At 40.7% G+C, this 24,761-nt stretch carries 22 protein-coding genes; 17 read left to right on the forward strand and 5 right to left on the reverse strand.

Going from position 1 to position 24,761, the window contains the following annotated elements; genetic code table 11:
* Positions 1-47: 47 nt before the first annotated feature.
* The 9 genes from NST85_RS09755 (at position 48) to NST85_RS09795 (ending at position 8,151) form a co-directional block, all read left to right on the forward strand.
* A complete protein-coding gene (locus NST85_RS09755; protein ID WP_341189160.1) occupies positions 48-701 on the forward strand; it encodes a suppressor of fused domain protein in 654 nt (217 codons plus the stop codon).
* A 37-nt stretch (positions 702-738) separates the two neighbouring features.
* Positions 739-1,506, forward strand: a complete 768-nt coding sequence (locus NST85_RS09760; RefSeq protein ID WP_341189161.1) for an alpha/beta hydrolase — start codon at positions 739-741, stop codon at positions 1,504-1,506.
* 86 nt (positions 1,507-1,592) lie between these two features.
* A complete protein-coding gene (locus NST85_RS09765; RefSeq protein ID WP_127192665.1) occupies positions 1,593-2,579 on the forward strand; it encodes an ABC transporter substrate-binding protein in 987 nt (328 codons plus the stop codon).
* A gap of 10 nt (positions 2,580-2,589) precedes the next feature.
* Positions 2,590-3,603, forward strand: a complete 1,014-nt coding sequence (locus NST85_RS09770) for a FecCD family ABC transporter permease (RefSeq protein ID WP_127192666.1) — start codon at positions 2,590-2,592, stop codon at positions 3,601-3,603.
* Positions 3,596-4,621: a FecCD family ABC transporter permease gene (locus NST85_RS09775; RefSeq protein ID WP_127192667.1), complete on the forward strand. Its 1,026-nt coding sequence runs from the start codon at positions 3,596-3,598 to the stop codon at positions 4,619-4,621. Before NST85_RS09770 ends, NST85_RS09775 begins: the two co-directional genes overlap by 8 nt.
* A gap of 16 nt (positions 4,622-4,637) precedes the next feature.
* Positions 4,638-5,477: an ABC transporter ATP-binding protein gene (locus tag NST85_RS09780; protein WP_127192668.1), complete on the forward strand. Its 840-nt coding sequence runs from the start codon at positions 4,638-4,640 to the stop codon at positions 5,475-5,477.
* On the forward strand, positions 5,443-6,237 hold the full coding sequence (locus tag NST85_RS09785) for an alpha/beta hydrolase (RefSeq protein ID WP_341189162.1): 795 nt from the start codon (positions 5,443-5,445) through the stop codon (positions 6,235-6,237). Before NST85_RS09780 ends, NST85_RS09785 begins: the two co-directional genes overlap by 35 nt.
* A 247-nt stretch (positions 6,238-6,484) precedes the next feature.
* Positions 6,485-7,522, forward strand: coding sequence for an NADH:flavin oxidoreductase/NADH oxidase (locus tag NST85_RS09790; protein ID WP_341189163.1), 1,038 nt, complete (start codon positions 6,485-6,487; stop codon positions 7,520-7,522).
* Between the two features lie 194 nt (positions 7,523-7,716).
* Positions 7,717-8,151, forward strand: coding sequence for a MarR family winged helix-turn-helix transcriptional regulator (locus NST85_RS09795; protein ID WP_341189164.1), 435 nt, complete (start codon positions 7,717-7,719; stop codon positions 8,149-8,151).
* A 66-nt stretch (positions 8,152-8,217) separates the two neighbouring features.
* Here NST85_RS09795 and shc read toward each other — a convergent pair whose 3' ends face one another.
* Both shc and NST85_RS09805 read right to left on the reverse strand, forming a co-directional pair.
* Positions 8,218-10,107, reverse strand: coding sequence for a squalene--hopene cyclase (gene shc / locus NST85_RS09800; RefSeq protein WP_341189165.1), 1,890 nt, complete (start codon positions 10,105-10,107; stop codon positions 8,218-8,220).
* Between the two features lie 177 nt (positions 10,108-10,284).
* Positions 10,285-10,485, reverse strand: coding sequence for a hypothetical protein (locus NST85_RS09805; protein WP_341189166.1), 201 nt, complete (start codon positions 10,483-10,485; stop codon positions 10,285-10,287).
* A gap of 188 nt (positions 10,486-10,673) precedes the next feature.
* On the opposite strand from NST85_RS09805, the gene NST85_RS09810 reads away from it, so the two are divergent.
* Positions 10,674-11,000 (forward strand): FlxA-like family protein, encoded by a 327-nt coding sequence (locus NST85_RS09810; protein WP_127192674.1) that lies wholly within the window; start codon positions 10,674-10,676, stop codon positions 10,998-11,000.
* A gap of 7 nt (positions 11,001-11,007) precedes the next feature.
* Here NST85_RS09810 and NST85_RS09815 read toward each other — a convergent pair whose 3' ends face one another.
* On the reverse strand, positions 11,008-12,678 hold the full coding sequence (locus tag NST85_RS09815) for a histidine kinase N-terminal 7TM domain-containing diguanylate cyclase (RefSeq protein ID WP_341189167.1): 1,671 nt from the start codon (positions 12,676-12,678) through the stop codon (positions 11,008-11,010).
* A 330-nt stretch (positions 12,679-13,008) separates the two neighbouring features.
* Between NST85_RS09815 and NST85_RS09820 the strand changes: the two genes are divergently transcribed.
* From NST85_RS09820 to NST85_RS09850, 7 genes are all read left to right on the forward strand, one after another.
* Positions 13,009-13,917: a carbohydrate ABC transporter permease gene (locus NST85_RS09820; protein ID WP_307393673.1), complete on the forward strand. Its 909-nt coding sequence runs from the start codon at positions 13,009-13,011 to the stop codon at positions 13,915-13,917.
* 28 nt (positions 13,918-13,945) lie between these two features.
* The gene (locus tag NST85_RS09825; RefSeq protein WP_307393670.1) at positions 13,946-14,770 is read left to right on the forward strand and encodes a carbohydrate ABC transporter permease; all 825 of its coding nucleotides are present in this window, start codon (positions 13,946-13,948) and stop codon (positions 14,768-14,770) included.
* Positions 14,771-14,902: 132 nt separating this feature from the next.
* The gene (locus NST85_RS09830) at positions 14,903-16,261 is read left to right on the forward strand and encodes an ABC transporter substrate-binding protein (protein ID WP_307393665.1); all 1,359 of its coding nucleotides are present in this window, start codon (positions 14,903-14,905) and stop codon (positions 16,259-16,261) included.
* Positions 16,262-16,377: 116 nt separating this feature from the next.
* On the forward strand, positions 16,378-18,162 hold the full coding sequence (locus NST85_RS09835) for a sensor histidine kinase (RefSeq protein ID WP_341189168.1): 1,785 nt from the start codon (positions 16,378-16,380) through the stop codon (positions 18,160-18,162).
* 9 nt (positions 18,163-18,171) lie between these two features.
* On the forward strand, positions 18,172-19,773 hold the full coding sequence (locus NST85_RS09840) for a response regulator transcription factor (protein WP_341189169.1): 1,602 nt from the start codon (positions 18,172-18,174) through the stop codon (positions 19,771-19,773).
* Positions 19,774-19,779: 6 nt separating this feature from the next.
* Positions 19,780-21,705, forward strand: coding sequence for a DUF2264 domain-containing protein (locus tag NST85_RS09845; RefSeq protein WP_341189170.1), 1,926 nt, complete (start codon positions 19,780-19,782; stop codon positions 21,703-21,705).
* On the forward strand, positions 21,686-22,807 hold the full coding sequence (locus NST85_RS09850) for a glycoside hydrolase family 88 protein (RefSeq protein WP_341189171.1): 1,122 nt from the start codon (positions 21,686-21,688) through the stop codon (positions 22,805-22,807). The genes NST85_RS09845 and NST85_RS09850 overlap by 20 nt, the downstream gene beginning before the upstream one ends.
* Positions 22,808-23,421: 614 nt before the next feature.
* Here the strand turns inward: NST85_RS09850 and NST85_RS09855 are convergent.
* Together NST85_RS09855 and NST85_RS09860 are read right to left on the reverse strand one after the other, a co-directional pair.
* Positions 23,422-24,348, reverse strand: coding sequence for an IS3 family transposase (locus NST85_RS09855; protein ID WP_127195315.1), 927 nt, complete (start codon positions 24,346-24,348; stop codon positions 23,422-23,424).
* Positions 24,339-24,662, reverse strand: a complete 324-nt coding sequence (locus NST85_RS09860) for a transposase (RefSeq protein ID WP_127195314.1) — start codon at positions 24,660-24,662, stop codon at positions 24,339-24,341. Before NST85_RS09860 ends, NST85_RS09855 begins: the two co-directional genes overlap by 10 nt.
* Between the last annotated feature and the right edge of the window lie 99 nt (positions 24,663-24,761).

Raw genomic sequence — 24,761 nt, forward strand, 5'->3', positions numbered from 1 at the left:
TCGAATTTCCAATTATCGTAAAACCTACATTTTAGGAGGTACATATTTTGGATAATTCGACTGGATATTCTGAGCAGATCTACAATCATGTTGAAAAGCATGTTGGTACAATTAATAATGTATATAAAGAAATCATACCTGATCATATCACAGTAGATATACTAGTAGTTGATCCTACACCTAAACGCAATTATTATACTTTAATTACATCTGGTATGAGTGCATCACCTATGACGGTTCCAGAAGGAGCGGAGGAATATAGACATGCTGAAGTTATGATATGCCTTCCTCCTACCTGGAAATTGTCAGATGAGGCTTTTAAGGATGAAAGAAATTATTGGCCAATTCGGGCGCTAAAAGTAATAGCAAAGTTTCCACATGAGTATAATACTTGGCTCTATTTAGGACATACAGTTGCGAATGGTAATCCAGTACAGGCATATAGTGATGATGCATTTTTTCAGGGGATGTTGCTCTGGCTTCCAGAGGTAGAAGATAAAGTAGGTTTCTTTAACTTAAATATTTCCGACGAAAAAGTGGTGCACTTCTATAATCTATTTCCGCTATATGCTGAGGAAATGGATTATAAGCTGAAGAATAGTGAGGAAGCCCTACTCAATAAATTTATTAAAGCGGGGGTTAGTGAAGTTGTGGATATTTCCCGAAAGAATAGCTGCAAGAAAAAATGGGGGCTTTTCTAAACCTAATTGCTAGATCACATTAAGGAGGGGCATTCCTATGTCAATTTACCCGCAAATAGAAGGAACAATTACGGAAATATACTGTAACGAACGGTCTATAACCCTCTACTTCCCTAAGGAATATCATGATCAATCGGATCGACTGTTTCCTATCCTATTGGTACACGATGGTGCTGAATTATTTCAGGATGTACTAATGGAAATCGAAGAGAATGTAAGAAAAGGAGTTGCAGCCCCTGTTGTCTTAGCAGGGGTATCCTCAACCGAACGTAATGATGAATATACACCGTGGCCGCACCCGGCTTTAGCAGATAAATTCCCCGCTTTCGCCGGGGAGGGTGTTGCGTATTTGGATGCTATAGAAAATGAAATTATTCCTTGTATTCAAAGTCAGTACCGAATATCGATGGATCCTTTGGACCGAGCAATAGGAGGAGCTTCATTAGGCGGACTTATCTCGTTATATGCGATGTATAAGAAGAATCATCTATTTAAGAAATATATGCTTTTATCTAGTTCACTTTGGTATGAAGGTTTTATAGAATTTATGTCGTCAGAGCCGTTAGATCCTGCTTTGCAGGCTTATATGTACATCGGTGAAAAGGAAGGCATAACCAAACAAAATATACAAAGACAGATGGTGGCCAATAACAAAATAGGTTATCAGATTCTTTGTGATAAGCTACATTCACCGACCAAGCAACTCTGCTTCGAGACTGATCCTGAAGGGGTTCACGATGATCCTTATTTTATTAAGTACTTTATCCGCGGATTAGCTATTTTGTTTCCTGGATTAACAAAGTGACAAAATCTCCAAAAAAAATGGTTGATAATGATTATCATTATCCTTATAATGATTAACATCAACTATTTTAGGGAGAGAATTTTATAATGAAGAGACTATTTATCGCAGGAACAACTGTATTACTAGCAATGAGCCTTGCAGCATGTGGTAGTGATAATAAGAATGAAGCAAATGTTGCCCCGACGGAACCAGCAACAGTTGCCGTAGATAAACCAGCTGTTGAGACAACATCTTCTGAACAAACTATAACTTATCTTGGTAAAGACTATACTTTGCCAGCACAAGTGAATAATATTGTTGCAGCAAGTCTGGAATCTATGGAAGATGCTGCGATTTTGGGAGTTAAACCGGTGGGTGTATTGTCTATTGCTAATGCTATCCCTACATATCTAGAAAAAGAACTTGCGGGCGCGGCTCTTATAGGTGATAAATTCGCTCCAAATAATGAAGCTATTTTGGGATTAAATCCGGATGTTATATTAGGAAGTTCTAAATTTGGCGACGAGGTAGCAGGGGCGCTGAACAAAATACAAACCATGATTCCGTACTCTCATATTTCAACGAATTGGAAAGATAATCTTAACCTTCTTGCCCAATTAACCGGTAAAGAAGCTCAAGCATCTACCATTATTGCAGATTACGATACAAAAGCTGCTGAAGCAAAACTTAAAATTAGTGAATCCTTAAAAGATAAGAAAGTAGTTATACTTCGAATTCGTGAAGGTTCCATTTGTGTATATCCTGCAGGCGTGTATTTGAACCCTATTCTATATGATGATTTGGGCGTAACCATTCCAGATGTCATAGCAAAAACAGAGGCGCAAGCTGAGCTTTCGCTAGAAGGACTGGCCGACTTGAATCCGGATTATATCTTCCTTCAATTCGAAACGTCTGAGAATACGGATGCACCAAAGGCTCTTGAAAAGTTGTTAGACAATGCAATCTTCAAAAGTACGGAAGCAGCTAAAAATAATCATGTTTTCGTAAACGCTATTGATCCACTTGCACAAGGTGGAACAGCTTGGTCTAAAGTTAAGTTCCTCGATGCAGCGATTGAAAACTTATTGAAATAAGGTGCGATATATGAGTACGAAGAAAACGAATTGGATACCAATTATGATATTGGCTATCTCCCCATTCTTCATACTCCTCGCCATCGTAATATCAGTTCTATACGGAACAAAGGATATATCTGCACTCACTGCATGGCAAGCGATTACGGAGTTCGATTCCAATAATGTTGATCACAATATTATTGTAGGTTCTCGCATTCCTCGCGTAGTCGCTGCTCTACTGGTGGGTGCTTTTTTAGCGGTGGCAGGGGCGATCATGCAAGGGATTACAAGAAATTACTTAGCTTCTCCTTCCATTATGGGTGTTAATGACGGATCTGCATTTGTCATTACATTGGCGATAGTCTTTTTCCCAGGCTTGTCCAATTACCAAATGATCATTTTATCTATGATCGGTTCGGCACTTGGAGCAGGCTTAGTATTTGGCTTTGGATCAGTTATTCGAAATGGACTATCTCCAGTTAGGCTGGCGATTATCGGAACTGTTATTGGTACTTTCCTAAGCAGTATCGCTTCGGCAATCGCATTGTTCAATCAAGTTTCGCAAACGGTTAGCATTTGGTACAATGCCAAAATTCATGCTGTTGATGTTGATATGTTAAGGATTGCCATTCCTTTTGGTATCATCGGGCTATTGCTGGCATTGTTCACTTCCAAATCGGTAACCGTCGCTTCACTTGGGGAAGATATAGCGGTTGGACTAGGACAAAGAACCAAATGGGTTAAGGCGCTAAGCATGTTAGCTGTCGTATTCTTGACGGGAACGTCCGTGGCTCTAGTAGGGAAAATCGCTTTTGTTGGACTTGTGATCCCGCATATTGTCAGATTTATAGTGGGAGTAGATTATCGTTATGTTATTCCGTGTTCGGCGGTAGTCGGATCTATATTTCTTGCCTTCTGTGATATTATAAGTCGCTTCATCAATTACCCGTTCGAAACGCCAATTGGAATTGTCACCGCAGTCATTGGTGTACCCTTCTTTCTCTATCTAATTCGCACTAAAGGAGGGGAGAAGAGTGCTTAGAACAAATCGCTTTTTACTGACCTTATTTGTGATCTTTCTTTTAACATTTGGGGCATTTTATCTCCATATAACGAATGGTTCGTTTGATATGAGCATTTGGGATGTCATCAAAACCTTGTTGCGCATTGACCCTAACCCTAAACATGATCTCGTTATTTTTGAATTTAGACTTCCACGTATTGTTATTGCTATGCTCGTCGGAATTGGGCTTGGTATTGCCGGGACAGTGATGCAGGGAGTAACACGAAACGGTCTAGCTGATCCGGGCATTTTAGGTATTAACGCTGGGGCTGGAGCCTCCATTGTTCTATTCTTACTTCTCTTCCAAATGAAAGCTAAGCACATTACAGATGGTAGTTGGACATCTACTATGATGATGCCCCTTTTTGGTTTTGTAGGAGGAGCACTTGCAGCAGCACTCATCCTGATTTTTTCACGTAAAAATGGTCGAATGGATATGCAACGTTTGATTTTAACGGGAATTTCCATTAATAGTGGCTTTGGGGCGCTATCGATGTATATTTCCTTAAAAATGAATCCTCAGGATTTCGAGATGGCTGCGGTCTGGATGGTAGGTAGTATATACAATGCGAACTGGATATTCGTGTTGTCCATGCTTCCTTGGATCGTAATATTAAGCGTGATTATATATCGAAAGTCACATTTACTTGATTATTTTCAGCTTGAAGAAGGAACTGTTACTAGTCTGGGAATTTCCGTTGAGAAGGAAAAAATTATTTTGATTTTATGCAGTGTAGGGCTCATCAGCGCCTGCGTTTCTGTTTCTGGAAGCATTGGTTTTATCGGATTAATGGCGCCACATATCGCCAGAAGTCTTGTAGGGCTTCGTCATCGATTGATCATGCCCGTTAGTGCAGGAGTGGGAATGTTTCTATTAATAATCTCGGACTATATTAGTAAAACGGTGTTTGAACCATCGGAATTGCCAGTTGGTATTGTCGTGTCTATTATAGGCATTCCCTATTTCTTATACTTACTAGTCAAATCAAAGGCATAAGGAGGCTAGACAATAGATGCAGAATGTCATACGTATGGAAGACTTGAGCTCAGGTTATGAGAAAAATACGATCTTTGAAAATCTCAATACTTCGATTCAAGCTGGTAAAATAACCACGATTATCGGACCTAACGGCTGCGGTAAATCTACCTTGCTGAAAACAATTGGACGGATTTTGCAGCAAAAAAGCGGTAAGGTTTATTTGCAAGAGCAAGATATGCAATTACTCTCAACGAAGGAAATTGCCAAAAAAATAGCGATTCTCTCTCAGAATCCAATCGCCCCATCGGGGTTAAAAGTCGAAGAACTAATCTCATATGGTCGGTATCCACATCGTAAAAATGTCGGAAGGCTCGCTGCAAAGGATCAAGAAGTTATTCAGTGGGCGATGGATATTACACATACGACTGCTTTTAGGGCACGAGATATTGAGCAGCTCTCAGGTGGACAGCGGCAAAAAGTATGGCTAGCCATGGCATTAGCGCAGGAGACTAGTATCCTCTTGCTAGATGAACCAACAACCTATTTAGATATGGCTCACCAGCTTGAAGTATTACAAATTGTCCAAGCGCTAAATGAAGAGCATCAATGTACTATTGTTATGGTACTTCATGATATCAATCATGCTGCCCGCTTCTCTCATGAACTTATTGCCATGAAAGATGGGACGATTGTCAATCAAGGAAGTCCTTCAAGCATTTTGACAAATGAAGTTATGAGAGCGGTCTTTCAAATTGATGCGAAAATTATGCAAGATCCAGAAACAGGGACACCTATATGCTACAGCTACGATGTAATTGCAGAAAGGAAGGAAGAAAGCAATGGAAGTAACAAAACTCGTGCTCTCGCATTGTGATCATTTTCAGTTCCCGTCTCAGAAAGCTAGTTATACCTATGATATACGGGTTTACGTTCCTGAGGGAGAAGTCCCAACAGGGGGGTATCCCGTATTTTATGTGCTCGATGGTTGCTCCTATTTTCAAATTGCACGTGATGTTGTGCATCTTCAATCTCGAAACGCACCCAGAACACATGTTGATAAAGCTATTGTTATTGGAATAGGTCATCAGGAATCGGATACAACAAAGAGAAGATTTTATGACTTTACAGCACCTGCTGATGACTATATCTACCCTCCCCGCCTACAAGATAGCGAACTAGGACCACATGGGGGCGCAGTGGACTTTCTTGCTTTTATAGAACAAGAATTGATGCCGTATGTCCAACAGCATTACCCTATTCATAGTTCAAAGCAGTCTTTGTATGGTCACTCCTTGGGTGGTTACTTTTCATTATGGGTTAAATTTACAAGACCGGAGTTGTTCCAAACCTATCTTGCTGTCAGTCCGTCGGTCTGGTGGAACAATCATGAACTAATTCGTTATGCAGAGCAGTTTGCAGCGAATATGATGCCGTCTGAGCACAATAATATAATGATCACCGTTGGAGAAGATGAGGGTTTTATGATTGAGGATGCTGACAAACTGAGGGAGATTCTGCAAAAGTATCACCTTACGGTTGGAACCTATGTAGCGCCCGAAGAAAACCATGCCTCCGTTGTTCCTACCACGATGAGCAGAATGTTTCGATTTGGCTGTGCCTCGGTGAAAGAATAATCATCTAGTAGAAGGTAGCCGGATCGGCAGCCAGAAATACTAATCCTGATAACCCCGAAGTGCAACGCTGCCAGCGTGGCACTTCGGGATTTTTTATAATAGTGGAGTACAGTGAGAGCTGGCTTGACAGTAAGTTACTTTATCCATATAATCAATGCATGAGCATACATTAAATTAAAGAGCGCTGTTCCTGCCATACTTAGAATATCCCAAACTAAGGGATTAGCGAAAAGGAGAGAAAGATATTATGAATCATTTATTTACACCTTATGAGTTAAAAGGTCTGAAATTAAAAAATCGGGTGGTTATGCCACCTATGTGTCAGTATTCTGTACCAGCGAAAGATGGAATAGCAACGGACTGGCATTACGTGCATTATGTAAGCCGGGCAATTGGTGGAACGGGTTTAATTATTGTTGAAATGACCGATGTGGAGCCAGATGGTCGGATTTCTGATTATGACCTCGGAATTTGGTCCGATGAACACATTCCTGCGTTGGCAAGAATCGTTGAGGCATGCCATTCCTATGGTGCTAAAGTGGGGATTCAAATTGGTCATACAGGACGTAAGGCGGAAGATGCAGCCGTTCCTGTAGCACCATCGGCTATTGCTTTTAACGAAAAATATAAAACGCCAAGAGAACTCACGACATTAGAAGTAAAAGAAATGGTTGAGAAGTTCCGTCTGGGTGTACAACGGGCAGTTAAAGCAGGATTTGATGTGATCGAGCTTCACGGTGCACATGGATATTTAATCCACCAATTCCATTCACCGTTAACTAACCGTAGATCAGATGAGTATGGACAGGATCTAACTCTATTCGGTACAGAAGTTATACGTGCTGCAAAAAGTGTGATGCCGGACGATATGCCATTGATTATGCGTATCTCTGCTATGGAATATGTAGAAGGTGGATATGGAATTAACGAGAGTGCGGAATTCAGTAAGGCATATAAAGAAGCTGGTGTGGATATGTTCCACATTAGTTCAGGTGGGGAAGGTGAAATTGCCGCTGCTGGTAGACCGGGTACGCATGCAGGTTATCAAGTTCCTCTGGCGAGAGAAATCAAGCAGCGCTTAGATGTTCCTGTTATTGCGGTTGGGAAATTGGATGAACCTGCACTGGCCAATGCTGTAATTGGTAATGAAGAAGCTGACCTTGTTGCGGTAGGACGGGGAATGCTAAGAAATCCACATTGGACGCTGGAAGCTGCGGTTCAACTTAACCAAGAGACAGACTTCCCTAGACAATATCAGTTTGGTTTTCCAAGAATAACGAAATAAAAAACTAAAACTAAGTTTGATGTCTTGGAGACCCACTTGATGGTGAAGTGGGTCTCTGTCTTTTATAAGAGAAGATGAATGGAGTACCATGGCGCTCATATGCTCGTTATATGATGAACCTAATGTTATAATATGAAAAAAGTAATATATAACTCATTCAACATTAGCTTTACGCTCTGGAAAGGATATATGACATGGGAAATGAAATTAATAATGACTATATAGGCACGTGGTTGTCGCTAACACATATACAAATGAACGTGGCCAATGAGCTAGAATCTAATCTGCTAGAACAACATCAATTGTCTTTAAAAGAATTTTACTTGCTTTTATTTTTATCTCAAGCACCTGAGAAAAAGCTTAAATTGCATCAATTGGAGTCTATGGTTTCCTTAAGCCAGAGTGCGGTATCCAGACTAGTTAGTCGTTTTGAAGCAAAAGGCTGCGGAGCATTACAAAAACATATTTGCGAAAATGACCGCAGAAATGTCTATACTTCATTGACACAACTGGGTCAGGACAAACTCAATAGGGCACGAGGGACTTTTAACGAAGTTTTATTAAGAGCTTTACCAGGAAAAGAATTAGAGGATCTACTGCAACAGTTACTTCAATTGAAACAACAATAAGATAGGACATCATTTACGAAAAATAAGGTAAATGATGTCCTATTATTTGTGCGTTCGCAACAATCCTTAAGTCCCATACTTCCTTCTATAGTGACTCAGTGTAAGGAGCGGCCATATGTATCGGTAGCTGTGATAATGAATATAAATATAACCCGGAAGACCAGCACCTGTCGGATAAGGGGTAGTCCAATTATCCTCTTGCAGGGAAGCGATAAGTCTATTGATGCCTTTATTTATTGCAGCTGTTGGCTGCGAATGAACAGAGATGAGTGCGTCTAACGCCCATGCGGTTTGAGAAGGTGTACTTTCTCCTAAAGGAATGTAGAACTTGCGGCGATCACTTCTGCAGGATTCTCCCCATCCACCATCTTGGTTTTGTATACCTAATAGCCATTTCACTCCTTTTTGTATAGTTTCATGGTCAGAGGATATGCCTGTTGCCTTTAAGCCAGTCAGCGCAGCCCAAGTACCATAAATGTAACAAATCCCCCATCTTCCATACCAAGATCCATCCTTCTCCTGATGATGAATGAGCCAGTTAGTTCCCCTTTTGATGAAGTCATGCTTAGTCCTTAGTCCCGCAGAGTTCCCAAGATACTCCAAGGTGCGTCCAGTAAGGTCAGCTTCCGAGGGATCAATGGCAGCAGACTTGGCACCGTCTATTGCGAGCCATGTGAGTATTTCTTTGTTTGTATTTTTTTCAAATGCTGGCCAGCCGCCGTCTTTATTTTGCATGGATATAATCCAATGAAGTCCACGATTCCACGAATCTAAATATGTTGAATCCGTATGGGATAAACTTTTGATTGCTCGTAAAGCAGCCGAAGTATCATCCACATCTGGGTTGAGGGTGTTGGTTTCTGAAAATCCCCATCCTCCGGGTATGGGATTAGGATTATGAATACTCCAATCTGCCAATTTGTTCTGCTGGTTGGAGAGCAGATACGCAGTAGCGCGACGAATCACGACATGGTCAGCAGGAATTCCTGATTCCTGCATAGCGTAGGAGAGTAAAGCGGTATCCCATATGGTAGAGGGGGAGTTTTGAATCGTCGTTGTGCCGTTAGAGCGGAATTGCATAGCTGTTATGCCTTGCACGGCATGAGTGATTAGTTGATGCTGTTTATCGTAACCTAGGGCAAGTAAAGCGAAAATCATGAGAATTGTGCTGCTGGCATAGCTGTAGAGGGTACCGTCCGATTCAATGCGCTGCAAAATGAACTGTTCAGCTTTTGTTGTGGCAGCTTTATGAGTTTTATGAGGAGTTCCAAAGAGTCTGCTTAGGCCTTGTTGGATGCTGTCCTGCATCTCCTGAAATTCACGGGAATTCTGCTCCTCGACGTCATTACTTTGACTGATAAGTTCGCTTAGATCAGGTGTTTGGGTTGTTTGTATAGAAAAGTCTCGATCAGCCATGATTAGCATGGGGGTTAGATGGACTCTTGAGTATCCTGAAAACTCAAAAAAGTTGATTGGAAAAGAAGAGGGGAAAAGTAGAAGTTCTAGTGGGATGGAGGAGATAGATGTTGGCCATTTACTTTGTCCAGTAGCAGCAAGGATCGACTTGGTCAAAAGACTGTTGACTTTTCCGAGACCGCCCTTAGATTGTATATAACGTTTGGCCCGTTGCATCGTCTCGTCGGTTATTTGGCTGTAACCGGAATAGAGAAGGGCATAATAGGCTTCAACTGTAGCTGATAAGTTTCCATCTTCTTCATCGGAGAACAATTTCCAACATCCATCAGGTTGTTGTTCGGCGAGAATTCGAGCATGTAACTGCTGAATAAGGACTTCGTTCTCTATGTTCAAAGTGCGAAAGAGAATGATTACATATGCATCTATGGTCGTTCCATTCTCAAAACAAAAACGCCAGGATCCATCTTGCTGCTGTTGCTCAATAAGCGCTTCCGTCAGTCGTTGAATTTCCTTATCTACCTGACTTATAACATTACCCATTTCTTTGATACCTCCGAAATAAGTGATTTGTACCATTGTATGATGATGGGGGGAGGGAAATGAGGGAGGCTAAAGATGCAATCACGCTTCATCAATAAAAACAAGCTAACCACGTCCGCTTGACGTGGTTTCTGTTTATGTTGGTGGATTAAGTAGAGCATCGATTAATAGATCTGGTTAACCTTTGATTCCCGTCGTCGCAATGCCTTCGGTGAAGTATCTTTGTCCAACCCAAAAGATAATTGTAGCGGGAATAATCATAATCATTGTACCAGCCATAATGAGGTGCTTCGGAGATGTAAGGCTACTACGTAGTGTTGATAACCCAAATGCCACCGTGTACATATCCTGGTCGTTCAAGTAGACGAGTTGATTCAAGAAGTCATTCGTACGGTTCTTTGAGATGTATTAGAGGGATAAGGTAGAGAAAGCCCAAGCAGAAATTTGCTTGGGCTTTCTCTAGGTATAAGCGATATACAAGACAGCACACTTTAATTTTTTTTGTAATAACCGATATTAAAGGTAGTGCTTATTCTATATATAATAATTATTGAGGAGGAATCGGAATGAATATTTCATCGTCAACATCGGGTCAAGTTTCTAATTCAGCGGCTGGCACTAGAGATATCGACAGTCAAATTAAACAATTGCAGAAACGTAAAACTGCATTAGTTAAGGAAGTTTCTGAGGTTGTGAGCAGTGGGAAACTGGATAAAGCTGCACAAGATAAGCTGGATGCTTTGAGTCAGCAAATAGCTTTGATTGATATGCAGATCACAGCATTGATGACCAAGAAAACCCAAATCGAGATCGAGAAACAAAAAAACGATGCCAATGCATTGCAGCATAAAGAAGAGACAAGTGTGCTGAATAAGATTGATATAAAAATTTAGCTCTATCTTACCCAACTATACTAACAATCCGATTTCGACCTTCACTTTTCGCTTGATATAAGGCTTTGTCTACGGATTCAAACAATTCATTTAGGATTGTCTTGGGATTGTTTGAAGGTTCTTTCAAAAACTCATGAATAGAGAGAAAGCCCATACTTACTGTAATCGATAGTGGAAAGGCTACGTTTTTAATGGTAACTTTATTCGATTCAACAGCAAATTTAACCCGTTCAGCTATGATATTAGCCTGAGCTTGATCCGTATTGGGTAAGTAGATTATAAATTCTTCTCCACCATAACGAGCTAGAATGTCACTTTTCCTCAGTGTTTGATTAATTGCTTCGACAGTATTACATAACACGTCATCACCGACCAAATGTCCGTAATTGTCATTAACTGATTTGAAAAAGTCGATATCCAATAAAAATAATGCAAATGGAAGCTGATATTTCATATTCATCATCACTTCGTGCTCTAATCGTTGTGTCAGATAATGGCGATTGTAACAACCTGTCAGACTATCGGTGATAGCCATTTGCTCAAGTTTCTGATTGGTCTGAAAAAGTTCATGCTGAATTCCAATTAACGATTGATTGCGAACTTGGAGGATCTCATTCTGGAAATTTGTCTCTTCAATGAGACGATGAAGCTCACTCGTATCCTGAAAAGTAAGAATTCGTCCAACCATGATATTGCTAACCATAATCGGTGCAGCATGAATTTTGATATGGCGATGATCAATTATATTAAACTTCACTTCGATTTCTGCTCTCTCTCGAGGTCGTTCTCGGTAAGATTGGAGGAATAATCGAACCTCGCTATCAGCATCCTCTTGTGTGAGGATGGTTCCAATTTCGAAACGATCACCTAATTGTAAATTGATATAGGGAGACATCGACTGATTAGTCTCTACGACGGTTTCGTTATCATCAAGTACCAGAATCCCTAGTATGAGTGTGTCAATAATATCTTGATGAGCTATGGTGACGATATCAAATACTTTATAGCGGCGGATTGCAATGACGAAAAAGCAAGCAGACAGAAGTATACCGAGAGATGTCAATCCTGGAATAACTGGTAGGGGCAACGGGGGAACGACATTAAGGAATATGTCCAAAAATATGAATGCAGTCATCACTAGGATCCCTTTGCGCATTTGAATAACTGGTTTTTTGATCCGAGAACTTTTTTCTGATTTTAATGCTAGATACATGAAGTAGAGCGAAACTATTAGATAACCTATGAAAATAGAAGCAATACACCAAAAAAGCGGTCCATAAGCTCTCTGAACATATCCCCCATCTACAGGTTGGACAAACATTGATTTTGGATTAAATATCGCGACGAGCGTTACTAATATAACAGGAACATAAATCATTAAGGATATTTTTCTCGTAAGAAACTTGGAGTGACCGGTTAGAAAAAGGGTGAAAAGTAGCCATCCAACGGCGAGCAGAGTCATATTAATAAAAGCAAACTGTACATAGAATAATTGCAACTGGGCGTTATCCGTAGTTTTGATAACAAACTGACAGAAAGGCCATAACATCATAGAGAAGTGGAATGCTAAATAAACTTTATGTAAGTTAGTGATTGTAACTGAAGCAAATACATAGATAAAAAGAGCAAACAATAGAAAGAATACGATTAAGTCAATCCAAACCATGGGGCCCAACATATTACCCTCCTAAAGTGACATTAGTCATTTTAAATTTGAATTTGGAAAAAGTCACCATCCATATACTAATATATAAGCTGAGAGAAAATAACACAACATAATTAAGTTATCCCAGAGAATCCATATTTTCGGGTTCCCTTTTACGAGATTTGAAAATTGAATCTATTAAATGAAGCTTCCCTAAAATTTCTAAATACTGGGGTAGCTTTTTTTCGTGTACAGATAAGTGGAAAAGTAAAAATAGTTTCAAATCACACATTTCTATTGCTTATGAGTTGAGTTGGTTTTTTCTACAATGGGAATATAATCACACCTTTGAGGAGGAAAAACATGAAACGGGGAAAAAAACTCGCCCATCTAAGTATGGGGGCAAGGGAGCAATTTGCAGGCTATTTGTTCGTTGCTCCTTTAATGATCGGACTTATTGTTCTTACGTTAATTCCTGTTGTAGCATCTCTACTACTTAGTTTCACGAATTGGAACTTCGTAGCTGGAATTGGTGCCATTGAATTTGCAGGGCTAAATAACTTTGTTAGATTATTTCATGATGATGTATTTATGAAGAGTTTGCTGAATAATTTAATCTTCATTATTACCGTACCCATTACTCTGGTCGTTTCGCTTATATTAGCGATTCTAATAGACAAACATGTCTATTTTAAGGGTGCCTTTAAAGTCATCTATTTCTTACCTTATATTTCAAGTGTCGTAGCGTTAGCCATGGTGTGGCAAGTTCTCTTTCACCCTTCACTTGGGCCCGTAAATAATTTCTTGATGTCGATCGGTTTTGATAATCCACCGAAATGGCTAGCAGATATTGATTATGCCTTACCTTCATTAATGATGATTCAGGTTTGGATTATGTTAGGGTACAACATCATTATTTTTATAGCGGGTTTGCAAAGCATTCCGAAAGATCTATATGAAGCTGCTGATATTGACGGCGCAAACACGTGGGTGAAATTCCGAAGTATTACGGTTCCATGTATTTCTCCAACTACTTTCTTCTTACTTGTTACGGGAATTATTGGTACGTTCAAAATCTTTGATTTGATTCAGGTCTTAACACAAGGTGGACCAGCGAATTCAACGACCGTCATTGTATATGAGTTATATGATACGGCATTTAATCAACTGAAAACGGGATATGCATCTAGTATGGCGCTCATTCTGTTCCTCATCTGTCTGCTCATCACCGGCCTGCAAATGTTAGCACAAAAAAAATGGGTGAACTACTAAGTTCCTTCGGAAAGGGGAGAATCAAAGAATGAAAACCTTGAATTTCTCAAAGTTATTGTGGACAATCGTCATGGCACTGCTCGGAATATTATTTATTCTACCGTTCTTCTGGATGATTTCGACATCGTTTAAGTTTGAAACGGATGTATTTAAATTCCCGATCGAATGGATTCCGAGTAAATGGAATGCGCTCGAGAACTATAAGGAAGTATGGACAGGGGATTTTGTACAATATTATCTAAACTCCATCTACATAACAATTTCTACAACCGTTATCAATGTATTTGTCTGTGCATTAGCAGCATATGGATTTTCTAAATTACGTTTCCGTGGCAGAGACGCAATGTTCGTACTTGTGCTTGCTTTGTACATGGTTCCGCCGCAAGCTTCGCTAGTTCCTCAATTCTTATTGTTTAATTGGTTGAATTTAATAGACACCCATGCGGGTCTGATTTTGATTAATAGTTTCAGTATTATAGGAGCATTCATGCTTCGTCAGTTTTTTATGGGCGTAAACAACGAGTTTCTAGAGTCAGGCAGAATGGACGGGGCAGGACATTTTCGCTCCTTCTTTCAAATTGCCCTCCCACTCATTCGTCCCGGGATAGCTACCTATGCAATCCTTCGTTTTATCTGGACTTGGAACGACTATCAATATCCGCTTATTTTCTTGAAATCGAAAGAGCTATTTACCATTCAGCTTGGAATCCGGTTGTTCGGCGACCAATATGGTGATGTCTACTCATTAATGATGGCGGGTGCGGTATCGGCAATCTTGCCGTTGCTCATTATTTTTGCGATAGGTCAGAAGCAAGTTATTGAAGGAATTTCACTTGGTGGAGTTAAAGGATAAACAAGTCAAAATAGTTTGTCTTCAGTAAAATTTGAGAACTTCGCATAAAAAGTCATCGTGGTAGGATGTGTTTGTAAGCACTTACAGTTAGGCTTTAAACAAAAAAGATCGATACTATTTAGGAGGGTCCACATGAAAAAGAGATTATCTTCAACGATTGTATGCTTGTCGTTAGCATTGCTCGTGTCTGCTTGCGGGAGCAACAATGGGGGTTCGAATTCGGCAGCTCCAGAATCTAGCCCAGCGAATAAAGGGACAGAGGCTACTACAGAGCAAGTGACAATAAAAATAAGTACTTGGCAAACCGATGCGAAAGCGAAATGGAGTAGTATTATTCCAGAGTTTGAGAAGAACCACCCGAATATTAAAGTGGAACTTGATCTATTGAATGAAAAAGGTGATTCGATTGCTTCCATGCAAAAATTAGACTTGATGGCAGCGTCCAATGATCAACTTGATATCATTGAATTACCATATACGAACTATTCGCAACGTGCGGATATTGGTCTACTAGAACCACTAGAAAGCTATATTGAGAAAGATGGCTATAAGTATGAAGATGAATATCTAGTAGATACCAAAGTGAATGGCAAAATCTATGCCCTACCTTCTTCCATGCAGCGTTGGTTCGTTCTCCTGAATAAAGAAATGCTAGATGAGGCTGGTTTACCTGTTCCAACGAATTGGACTTGGGATGAGTTCACCCAATATGCTCAGAAATTAACTCAAGGTGAAGGTGCAACCAAACGTTATGGTGCATATTTGCACAACTGGCCTGATTACTTCCAATTGCAATTAATGAGTAAACCAACTGATAATACCTACTTGAAAACAGATGGAACTTCCAATGCAACGGATCCAATTCTTAAGGCAAACTTAGAAATGATGAAAAAGATGATGTATGAAGATAAGAGCGCGAGTATGTATGAAGATATCATTTCGCAGAAGCTTGCTTATCGGAATCAATACTTCAATAAATTAGCTGCAATGCTGCCGATGGGTGACTGGATGGTAGCAGAATCCGGTGGTACAGATACCATTCCAGCTACATTCGTAACTGCATTTGCACCGCTTCCTAAATTGGAAGGGGAGAGCAACCACTACTCACCAGTTCAACCGACTTACATGGGTGTATCATCAAAGTCTAAGAACAAACAAGCAGCGTATGAATTTGTTAGATGGTATACTTCAGAGGGCTTGGAAATTGGTGGACGTGTATTCTCCGGATGGGCAAAATCAGATACGAACAAGCTTGTTGATACAATCGTAAGCGGTTCAAAAGATCCTTCTAAAATTGATGTAGATTCTTTGAAATATACGATGACTAATACGGTTCCGGGCGATGCTCCAGTACCAGAGAAATACGCTGACGAAGCGAAGAACAGCGTTATTCCTGAAGCAGAGTTGTACATTCTTAATAAACAAGATATCGATACAACAATCACTAATATTGATAAGAAAATTTCAGATGTTGTGAAGAATAATCAATAGTAACCATTTAAGTTATTCATGTTGATGCATTAGGCAAAAGGATTTACAATTTAGGGGCAGGGGAAAGTTTTGGTAATCCTGCCCTAATTTTAATTCAGACTTGAGGCCAGCATCCAGTGAAAATCAGACAGCTTTCATTACGCAATAAGTTAGTAGGGTCGGCAGTCATTTGTTTGTTAATACCGTTGATTGTTATTTATCTTGTTACAAACTATTTGACACGGGACCTTATCTTGGATAAAGCGATCTCTACCGCTGAGGATACACTAAAAGTTTCTAAATCCGATGTAAACCGTGTTTTTGATCAAATGCTAGAATTATCGAACTTTGTGTTAATGAACAATGAAATCAGGCAAATGCTATTAGTGGATCCGAGCAAACTGGGGTCCGCAGAGAATAGAGCAGATACCATTATCAGTAGTAGTCGTTTATCACGGTTTCTAGACGATCTTGTTCTTCCTAATAAAGACTTTTATGTGACTATCCTAGGGAAAAATAATTATATATATACGAGTTATTCTTACAGCGATTACAATCCCGTGCAATTATATGAGCAGAATTGGTTCTCCGAGCTAGATAATGTACCAAACTTTTCTACGTATTGGCTTGGACAACAAAACATTTATTATAATAAATCAGATTTGAACTCATCCAATTGGGTGACGATCGGACGACCTATCAAAACAACTGCAGCTAGCCCGATTGGGTATGTAGTAGTTACTGTGAATGAACGGAAAATTCATCCTTATTTAACGCAGAGTTCAGATCGAGAAACCTTTTTATTAGATGATGATGGTGTGGTCGTATCACATGTTGATACAACTAAAATTGGAGAAAAGATGTCTTGGTGGAAGGAAGATGAGTCATCCAAGACAATCGAAATTGATGGTGAAAAGTATATATATGTGGCACAAGACCTGGACAGTAACAATTGGCGGATGGTCAGTCTTATCTCACTTTCGTCGGCCGTTGCCAAGAACAAGCATATATTATTCGTTAGTTTCGCAGTGCAAGTTCTATTTTCTTTTGTCTTCTTTGTATTGTTGACACTACTTATTTCTAGGTTTACAAAACCTATAGCGAACTTGATTCGCTTTGTGAAGAAGATTGGACGAGGGCAGTTAGATCTTCGTTCTGGAATAAGCGGACAAAATGAAGTCGCGCATCTTGCGGGGACGATAGATTATATGCTAGACCAAATTCAATCGATGATTGAGCAAATTACGGTGGAACAAACGAAAAAACGGAAAGCTGAATTGGAAATGCTACAGGCTCAAATTAATCCGCACTTTATGTTCAATCTACTGAACTCGATTCGGCTTAATATTTTGATTCAAGGAGATAAGGAAAGTGCGGAACTCATAGGCTCTCTATCTTCTCTATTACGAATGACTTTTAATCGAGATAATGAGTTTATTCCGCTGCAAGAAGAAGTCGACACTGTCTCTCATTATGTAAGATTAATGAATTTCCGCCATGCTAACCAGGTAAGATTTGAGGTTAATTTCGCGTCTGAACAATGCGGGAATGCAAGGGTTCCAAGGTTTATGATTCAACCTCTAATTGAGAACGCAATCATTCATGGGTTTGAACAATTTGATGGAGAAATCTTTATAGATGCTAATATTCGAGAAGATAATGGATCCGAGTTTTTACAGATTTTCGTTCGCGATAACGGTATTGGTATGACAGAGGACAAACTTAATGGTCTTCAAGCCAAGCTAGACGATCATGAGGAATCGCGGGATTTAGAGAAAAAGGGTTTCTCAGGTATTGGTGTAAAAAATGTCGTTCAACGATTACGCTTAATTTACGGTGACCAGTTACATGTGGATATTCAAAGTGAACATAACGTAGGTACGGAAATCACAATAGAGTTTCCATTAGAGATTAGGGAGTAGGCGAATATCATGTTGACAGCAATTCTCGTTGATGATGATTATCCAGTTTTACGATATCTTTCGCAGACGGTTACTTGGGACGCTTTAGATATTGAGCTTATAGGTTGTTATTCCAACGGACTTGAAGCTTGGGAAGCAACGCAGGTATCTCCACCGGATATTGTGATTACGGATATTGGGATGCCGAAGATGAATGGCCTGGAGATGCTAGAAAAGCTTCGCTCGGTCAATCCAAATCTCAGGGCTGTCGTATTGTCATGTCATAATGAATTCCACTTTGCACAGCAAGCGCTAAAATTACAGGTGAATGACTATATTCTAAAAGAAAGTATGGACGTAGTACATCTGCAGCAAGTATTACATAAGATTTCAGTTGACTTAAATTTGGAGAAGAAGGCATCAGCCGAAATGCTGCTCTATAAACGGAAGGAATCACTAAATAAATCAGCGCTCAAGGAAAAGTTCTTGAAGGACACACTTTATCAAACGTCTTGTAAGAAGGAGTTGTGGATTGAACAAGCCCGGATTCATGGGATTACTGTAGATGCATTGTATTATATCCCGATGGTCGTATCCGTAGATCGGCTGTCAGATGTAACTCTATCTCGGAAAATGAACGATTATACGATTGTTTTTGCGGTTGAGAACATACTTCAAGAAATATTAACTTCGAATCACCGTTGTGAGATTTTTCAGCATAGCAATAAAGAATTGGTTGTGCTATTCTGCTGTGATGAACCCGATAAGGAGCAGCAATTACTTAAATATTCAGCTAAACAAAGTATTTCCGCTATACAACAGTATTTAAAAATATCAGTTTCCTGTTTCGTAGGACGTGAGACACGTAATCCAGAGGATCTACGGAAGATTCTGCTGCCGATGCTTAAAGAACCAGGGCACCGCTTCTATTTAAAAGAATCAACGGTCCACCGTTTTGAAAAGGCAACATTTGCTGAAGTGGATATGTATACCGAATATTCACGTTACTATTCTGCTATAAATGATATGTTAGCTTTAAATCAACCCGAGGAGCTACAAGCTACATTATCTAGTTGGGATGAATGGGTAAGAACAGAACGGTTTCGTCCGAGTGATGTGAAAGAATGGATATTACAATTGCTGATGGAACTACAGATGAAAACCAAGTTAACATTGCAGTATCAACCCGATATATCGGAAGAGAAATTATACGATGTGGTCAATTCGATCGAAAGAATAGATCATCTACAGCAATGGATCAGTCAATACTTCAAACAAATTTTCCGGAAAATGAGTTTGGTCGCTGTTCACTCTAAGCGGGCGGAAATCATCAAAGCACAACAATATGTAATTCAACATGTGACAGAGAAAATCACGTTAGAAGAGATGGCAAGCTATCTGAATTTGAACTCAAGCTATTTTAGTCGCTTGTTCAAACGAGAGACCAATTATAATTTTATTGAATATGTGAATATGATGAAGTTGCAAAAAGCTAAGGAATTACTCCAGCAATCCAACAAAACGGTTGAAGACATATCTGATTATTTGGGTTATGCCAATAAAAGTTATTTCATTAAGTTATTCAAACGAGAAATTGGGATGAGACCGAGCGAATATTCGGCTTGGAATTAAAATGCCATGGGGCAGGATAGGGATGAGCAGATGGAGCCATTACAGAATGAGTTATCATGGAAACAGTTCATGACAAAAGCCGACTTGCAGCAAGCCGTTACAGAGACTTTGAAACCGTTGAAAGGTCGATTTACACCAGGATTTGCTGGCCTGAAACTTGGAGCAACGGGCGCGGTTTACAATGAAGCAATCGCACTTATGGAAGCGTTTGCTCGTCCGCTCTGGGGATTGATTCCCCATGCAAGTGGTGGCGGTGAATCTGATCTGTGGCCGATGTACATACAAGGGATCATTCATGGTACCGATCCTGACCATGCAGAATATTGGGGAGATTTCGGCACGAAAGACCAACGGATGGTAGAACAGTCCGTGCTTGGATTAGGGTTAGCGCTAACTCCGCATCAAATTTGGGATCCACTAGATGATCAGCAGAAAGATCGCTTATACCGGTGGCTTAACCAGATTAATCTAGTAGATCGTTCGAATCCAAACAATTGGCTGATGTTTACTGTACTCGTGAATATCGGCTTCAAAAAAGTCGGGTTACCTTATAATCAAGAAATTATGGATAAGTATCTCGATACGATTGATACCTATTATTTAAGTGATGGATGGTATTCGGATGGTAATACAGATCAAAGAGATTACTATATTCCTTTCGCTATGCATTTCTACTCGCTCATTTATGCACAATTAATGGGAGAAGACGACCCTGAACGTGCGACACGTTATAAGGAACGTGCCGTGCTATTTGCACAGGAATTTATGTACTGGTTCGCCGAGGATGGAAGCAGTATCCCCTTTGGTCGTAGTATGACTTATCGTTTTGCACAAGTATCGTTCTGGAGTGCACTTGTATATGCAGATGTTCAACCATTCCCACTTGGGGTTATGAAGGGAATTATCATGCGTCATTTGCGTTGGTGGTTTGAACAACCTATTTTTACGTCAGATGGCATACTTAGTGTGGGATATGCTTATCCGAACCTAATTATGGGAGAGAGCTATAATGCACCAGGTTCTCCATACTGGTCTTTTAAGGCGTTCCTTATTCTTGCCTTACCAGATGAGCATCCATTCTGGCAAGTGGAGGAGGAAGCATTGCCGGAGTTGAATTCTGTTCATGCTCAACCGCATGCACGGATGACGATTTGTCGCCCCGAAGGGAATAAGCATGTTATCGCATATGGATCAGGTCAAATGGCTAACTTTGAAATGGCGCATACCGCAGCCAAATATTCTAAATTCGCTTACTCGACATTATTTGGGTTCAGTGTTCCGAAAGGATATTACGGTCTCGTACAAGGCGCTTACGATTCTACTCTTGCCCTCAGTGAGTGTGATGAACATTATCGAGTGCGGCGTTACTGTGAAGAATTTCGCATTGAAGAGCAAGTAGTTTACTCTCGTTGGTTACCTTGGCAAGATGTAGAGGTGCGGACTTGGATTATACCTGCTGGCATGTGGCATGTTCGAATCCATCAGATTCGAAATGGACGCAATTTGGATGTAGCAGAAGGCGGGTTTGCAATTCAACCGCCGAAGGATTTTGGGATTAGCGACGAAGACATGATCGTCTCCGTAGAGAACGGTGTATCGGCGCATTTGCCTTGGGGCATCAGTGGAATCGTAAACCTCGAAGGTTTCGGTGAAGCGCAAATGATCTATCCTGATCCTAATACGAATTTACTTAAACCGCGTACAGTGATTCCAACTTTAAGTAATCGCTTGTTAGCAGGAGAACATTGGCTGAGTTCTGCCGTGTTCGGTGCGACTTATTGTGAACAGAATGTGGTTCAGTGGACGAGCCCACCCATAGTAGAACGTGATCCAGAAGGTAGAATCACGGTACGTGATTCGAAGTCTAGCATCATATATTATTCTGCAGATATTACAAAGGAGTTGGAAACGTATGTGGCAAGCAGCAATTGAAGATGCAATCCTTAAGTTGAAAAATAATATTATCAAGCACCCTGGTAAACTACCGCATATTACGGAAGGGCAGTGCTATGAGTGGGGAGACAATGGCGATTGGATCGAAGGCTTCCACATTGGGATGATGTGGCTTGCTAATGAATATGGTCAGGACCCATTCTACAAAGAAGCCGCTGAGTCTTATCTTACAAACTTTAAAGATCGCTTGGATCGACATGTAGCATTGGATCATCATGATATTGGGTTCTTATACTCATTGTCTGCTGTTGCGCAGTGGAAGATAACAGGGAGTGAAGAAGCTCGTGCTGTCGCCCTGTCGGCAGCTGATACGCTAGTTGCACGTTGGCGTCCTAAAGCAGGGATCATACAGGCATGGGGGAAAGAGGGGGATCCCGAAAACGGTGGACGCATCATCATTGACTGTTTATTGAATTTGCCATTGTTGTTCTGGGCTTATGAGCAAACTGGGGAAAAGCGTTACTACGAGATCGCATATGAGCATGCGTTGAAAAGTCAAAAGTTCTTGGTACGTGGAGATGCTTCGTCCTATCATACATTTTATTTTGATCCAGAAAACGGACATGCTTTACGTGGAGGTACGCATCAAGGATACCAAGATGGGTCGACATGGACACGTGGACAAGCTTGGGGAATCTATGGATTTGCACTGGCTTATCGTTATACTAAGAATGCTAGTTTCTTAGATACATCTAGAAGACTGGCCCACTACTTTATAGAGCATTTACCGGAAGATCACGTTGCCTATTGGGATTTCGATGTACCCGTTGATAGTGCGACACCACGGGATAGCTCGGCTTCTGCAATAACCGCTTGTGGCCTTCTAGAATTATTAGAATTGATAGGTGAGAACGATCCAGATCGTAATGTATTCGAAGCTGCCCTTCAGAACAGTATGGAATCTTTAGTGAAAAATTACGCGACCACTGACCTCCCAGAGGCAGAAGGCTTGTTGAAGCATGGTTCCTACCATGTCAGAGGAGATCGGGCGCCAGATGATTACATGATCTGGGGCGATTATTATTACCTTGAAGCTTTGGTGCGGATGGAAAAAGGCATTAAAGGATATTGGTACGAATAGTAGGGTTTTGCTGTACACAAATAGAGAAACACGCCAAATGTGGCGTGTTTCTTTATTTGTAATTCTTGAAGGTTTCTTGTGGGGGCTCGGCACAGGGGAGTACAAAGAGATGAGAAGATGAACGGATGACAGATTAGAAGATGAACAGATGAACAGATGAGGAACCGTACTGAGAAAGCGATAGGACGTGAACCAAAAATTTGAAAGACCAAGAAACGGAGGAACTAGAGGTCGAGAAAAAGGGTAACCAAGAAACCGATGAACTGATGAACCAAGGACCAAGAGCCCAAGAGCCCAACTAACAAAGAAGCCAAGTAACCAAGAACTTAGAGGTTTGAGACTGAAATATGCCGTTAAGTGGACTCCGCAAAGGTAAGTTTCAAGGTGAGCGGACATAGGATCCCCTATTCACCTTTTTTAGGCCTATTTTTGAGTTATGCGGACATGAGATCCGTTATTCGCCTCATAGACATCATAATCAGGGATAATTGGGCAAATAGCGGAACCAGTGTCCGCATAGATCACAAAACAGGGGTATTTCCAGGGAATAACGTACTCAATCGGTTCAACCCCCTAAATTTGGACACTTTCCACATCATTCTTAAGAAATCTCATCATAGCGCAATTTTTTGTGGGGGAATCAACCCCATGGTCATCAAACGTAAGTATTCCTTGGGTGGCCAATCCTTGAGACTGCCATGGATCCGTTCCGTATTGTAGTACCGAATGAATCGATCTACTTCTGCAAAGGCTTCTTCGTAATTTTCAAAACAATTGCGTTGGTAACATTCTCGCTCTATGATGCTGTGATACGACTCAATAAACGCGTTTTTGTTTGGTGTTTGGTTGGGGATCCGTTCGTGCTCTATGCCAGTTTGTTCGCAAAAAGTATAGAAAGCTTTACTAATAAACTGTGGCCCATTATCGGTCCGTATGACCAACTTGTGTTCTTGTTCGTGTATTCGCCGCTTTAGAAGCGCCTTCTGTACCGTACGTAAGATGTCCTGCGTGCTGCAAACCTTTCCGCGATGATGGGCGACAATGTTCCGATCAAACACGTCAATAATGCTTGCCAGGTAGAAATGCTGACGTTTACCGGCTACGTAACCGTACTTAATGTCCATCTGCCATAACTGGTTAGGTCCATCCACAACTCGGTTATTTGCAAGCCTTTTGGGTACAGGATTTGTCAGTTCACGCTGCGGATGAAGGATGCCCATTTCTTTGCATAAACGGTATACTTTCTTTTTGTTAATGATTAATTTATATTTTCGCCGCAACAACGTAGTTAGCTTTCGGTAGCCGAACGCTGAATTTGGCCCTTGGATAAGGCGTCTGAGGTACCCTCTAATACGAGCATCTACCACCTGTTTTCCATCCTTGTCAAATGAGTAACCCGGAATAGGCCGGCCGCTACTGACAGGTTGTTGGTGTTCAGGATGTTGCAGACGATAGTAGTAGGTTGAACGAGGGATTCCACACAGACGTAGTACTCTTTGAATAGGATATCCCTGTTCAATCCAGTGTGTTGCTACTTCCAATCGGGATACTTTTTTTTTACCAAGTCACGAAGGATGTTGTTTTCGAGTTCTTTTTCTCCCAACAGCTTCATGGCACTGTCATATTTCTTCTGCAAATCTTCGTAACTGGCTGCATTCTGTTTCAGTTTCTCGGCATCGATTTGCTTCTTTTTCATAAGGTCGTCCACCTCATCCTGATATTGGCGGACCCAGTTGCTTAACGTTTTAGGAGACATTCCGTGCTTCCGGGCTACCATCTCTACTCGGTAACCGGCAAGCACTTCAACCACTAGCTCCTTCTTCGTTTCAACAGGGCACCTGAATCGTCTTTTCATCGATTTACTCCTTACTCATTTTAGTGTATATGAGGTGGATTGGAGTGTCCAATTGGATTAGGGGGCTATATAGCAATGTCCGCTCACCAGTTCACGCAT

The sequence above is a fragment of the Paenibacillus sp. FSL K6-2524 genome (genome assembly GCF_038005525.1).
Lineage (GTDB): Bacteria > Bacillota > Bacilli > Paenibacillales > Paenibacillaceae > Fontibacillus > Fontibacillus anaericanus.

Coding starts and splice junctions, on each gene's coding strand:
- NST85_RS09815 (WP_341189167.1), bottom strand. CDS start 12,678: ATGTTGGGCCCCATGGTTTGGATTGACTTAATCGTATTCTTTCTATTG.
- NST85_RS09765 (WP_127192665.1), top strand. CDS start 1,593: ATGAAGAGACTATTTATCGCAGGAACAACTGTATTACTAGCAATGAGC.
- NST85_RS09810 (WP_127192674.1), top strand. CDS start 10,674: ATGAATATTTCATCGTCAACATCGGGTCAAGTTTCTAATTCAGCGGCT.
- NST85_RS09825 (WP_307393670.1), top strand. CDS start 13,946: ATGAAAACCTTGAATTTCTCAAAGTTATTGTGGACAATCGTCATGGCA.
- NST85_RS09830 (WP_307393665.1), top strand. CDS start 14,903: ATGAAAAAGAGATTATCTTCAACGATTGTATGCTTGTCGTTAGCATTG.
- shc (WP_341189165.1), bottom strand. CDS start 10,107: ATGGGTAATGTTATAAGTCAGGTAGATAAGGAAATTCAACGACTGACG.
- NST85_RS09840 (WP_341189169.1), top strand. CDS start 18,172: ATGTTGACAGCAATTCTCGTTGATGATGATTATCCAGTTTTACGATAT.
- NST85_RS09785 (WP_341189162.1), top strand. CDS start 5,443: ATGGAAGTAACAAAACTCGTGCTCTCGCATTGTGATCATTTTCAGTTC.
- NST85_RS09860 (WP_127195314.1), bottom strand. CDS start 24,662: ATGAAAAGACGATTCAGGTGCCCTGTTGAAACGAAGAAGGAGCTAGTG.
- NST85_RS09780 (WP_127192668.1), top strand. CDS start 4,638: ATGCAGAATGTCATACGTATGGAAGACTTGAGCTCAGGTTATGAGAAA.
- NST85_RS09760 (WP_341189161.1), top strand. CDS start 739: ATGTCAATTTACCCGCAAATAGAAGGAACAATTACGGAAATATACTGT.
- NST85_RS09795 (WP_341189164.1), top strand. CDS start 7,717: ATGGGAAATGAAATTAATAATGACTATATAGGCACGTGGTTGTCGCTA.
- NST85_RS09850 (WP_341189171.1), top strand. CDS start 21,686: ATGTGGCAAGCAGCAATTGAAGATGCAATCCTTAAGTTGAAAAATAAT.
- NST85_RS09770 (WP_127192666.1), top strand. CDS start 2,590: ATGAGTACGAAGAAAACGAATTGGATACCAATTATGATATTGGCTATC.
- NST85_RS09820 (WP_307393673.1), top strand. CDS start 13,009: ATGAAACGGGGAAAAAAACTCGCCCATCTAAGTATGGGGGCAAGGGAG.
- NST85_RS09790 (WP_341189163.1), top strand. CDS start 6,485: ATGAATCATTTATTTACACCTTATGAGTTAAAAGGTCTGAAATTAAAA.
- NST85_RS09845 (WP_341189170.1), top strand. CDS start 19,780: ATGGGGCAGGATAGGGATGAGCAGATGGAGCCATTACAGAATGAGTTA.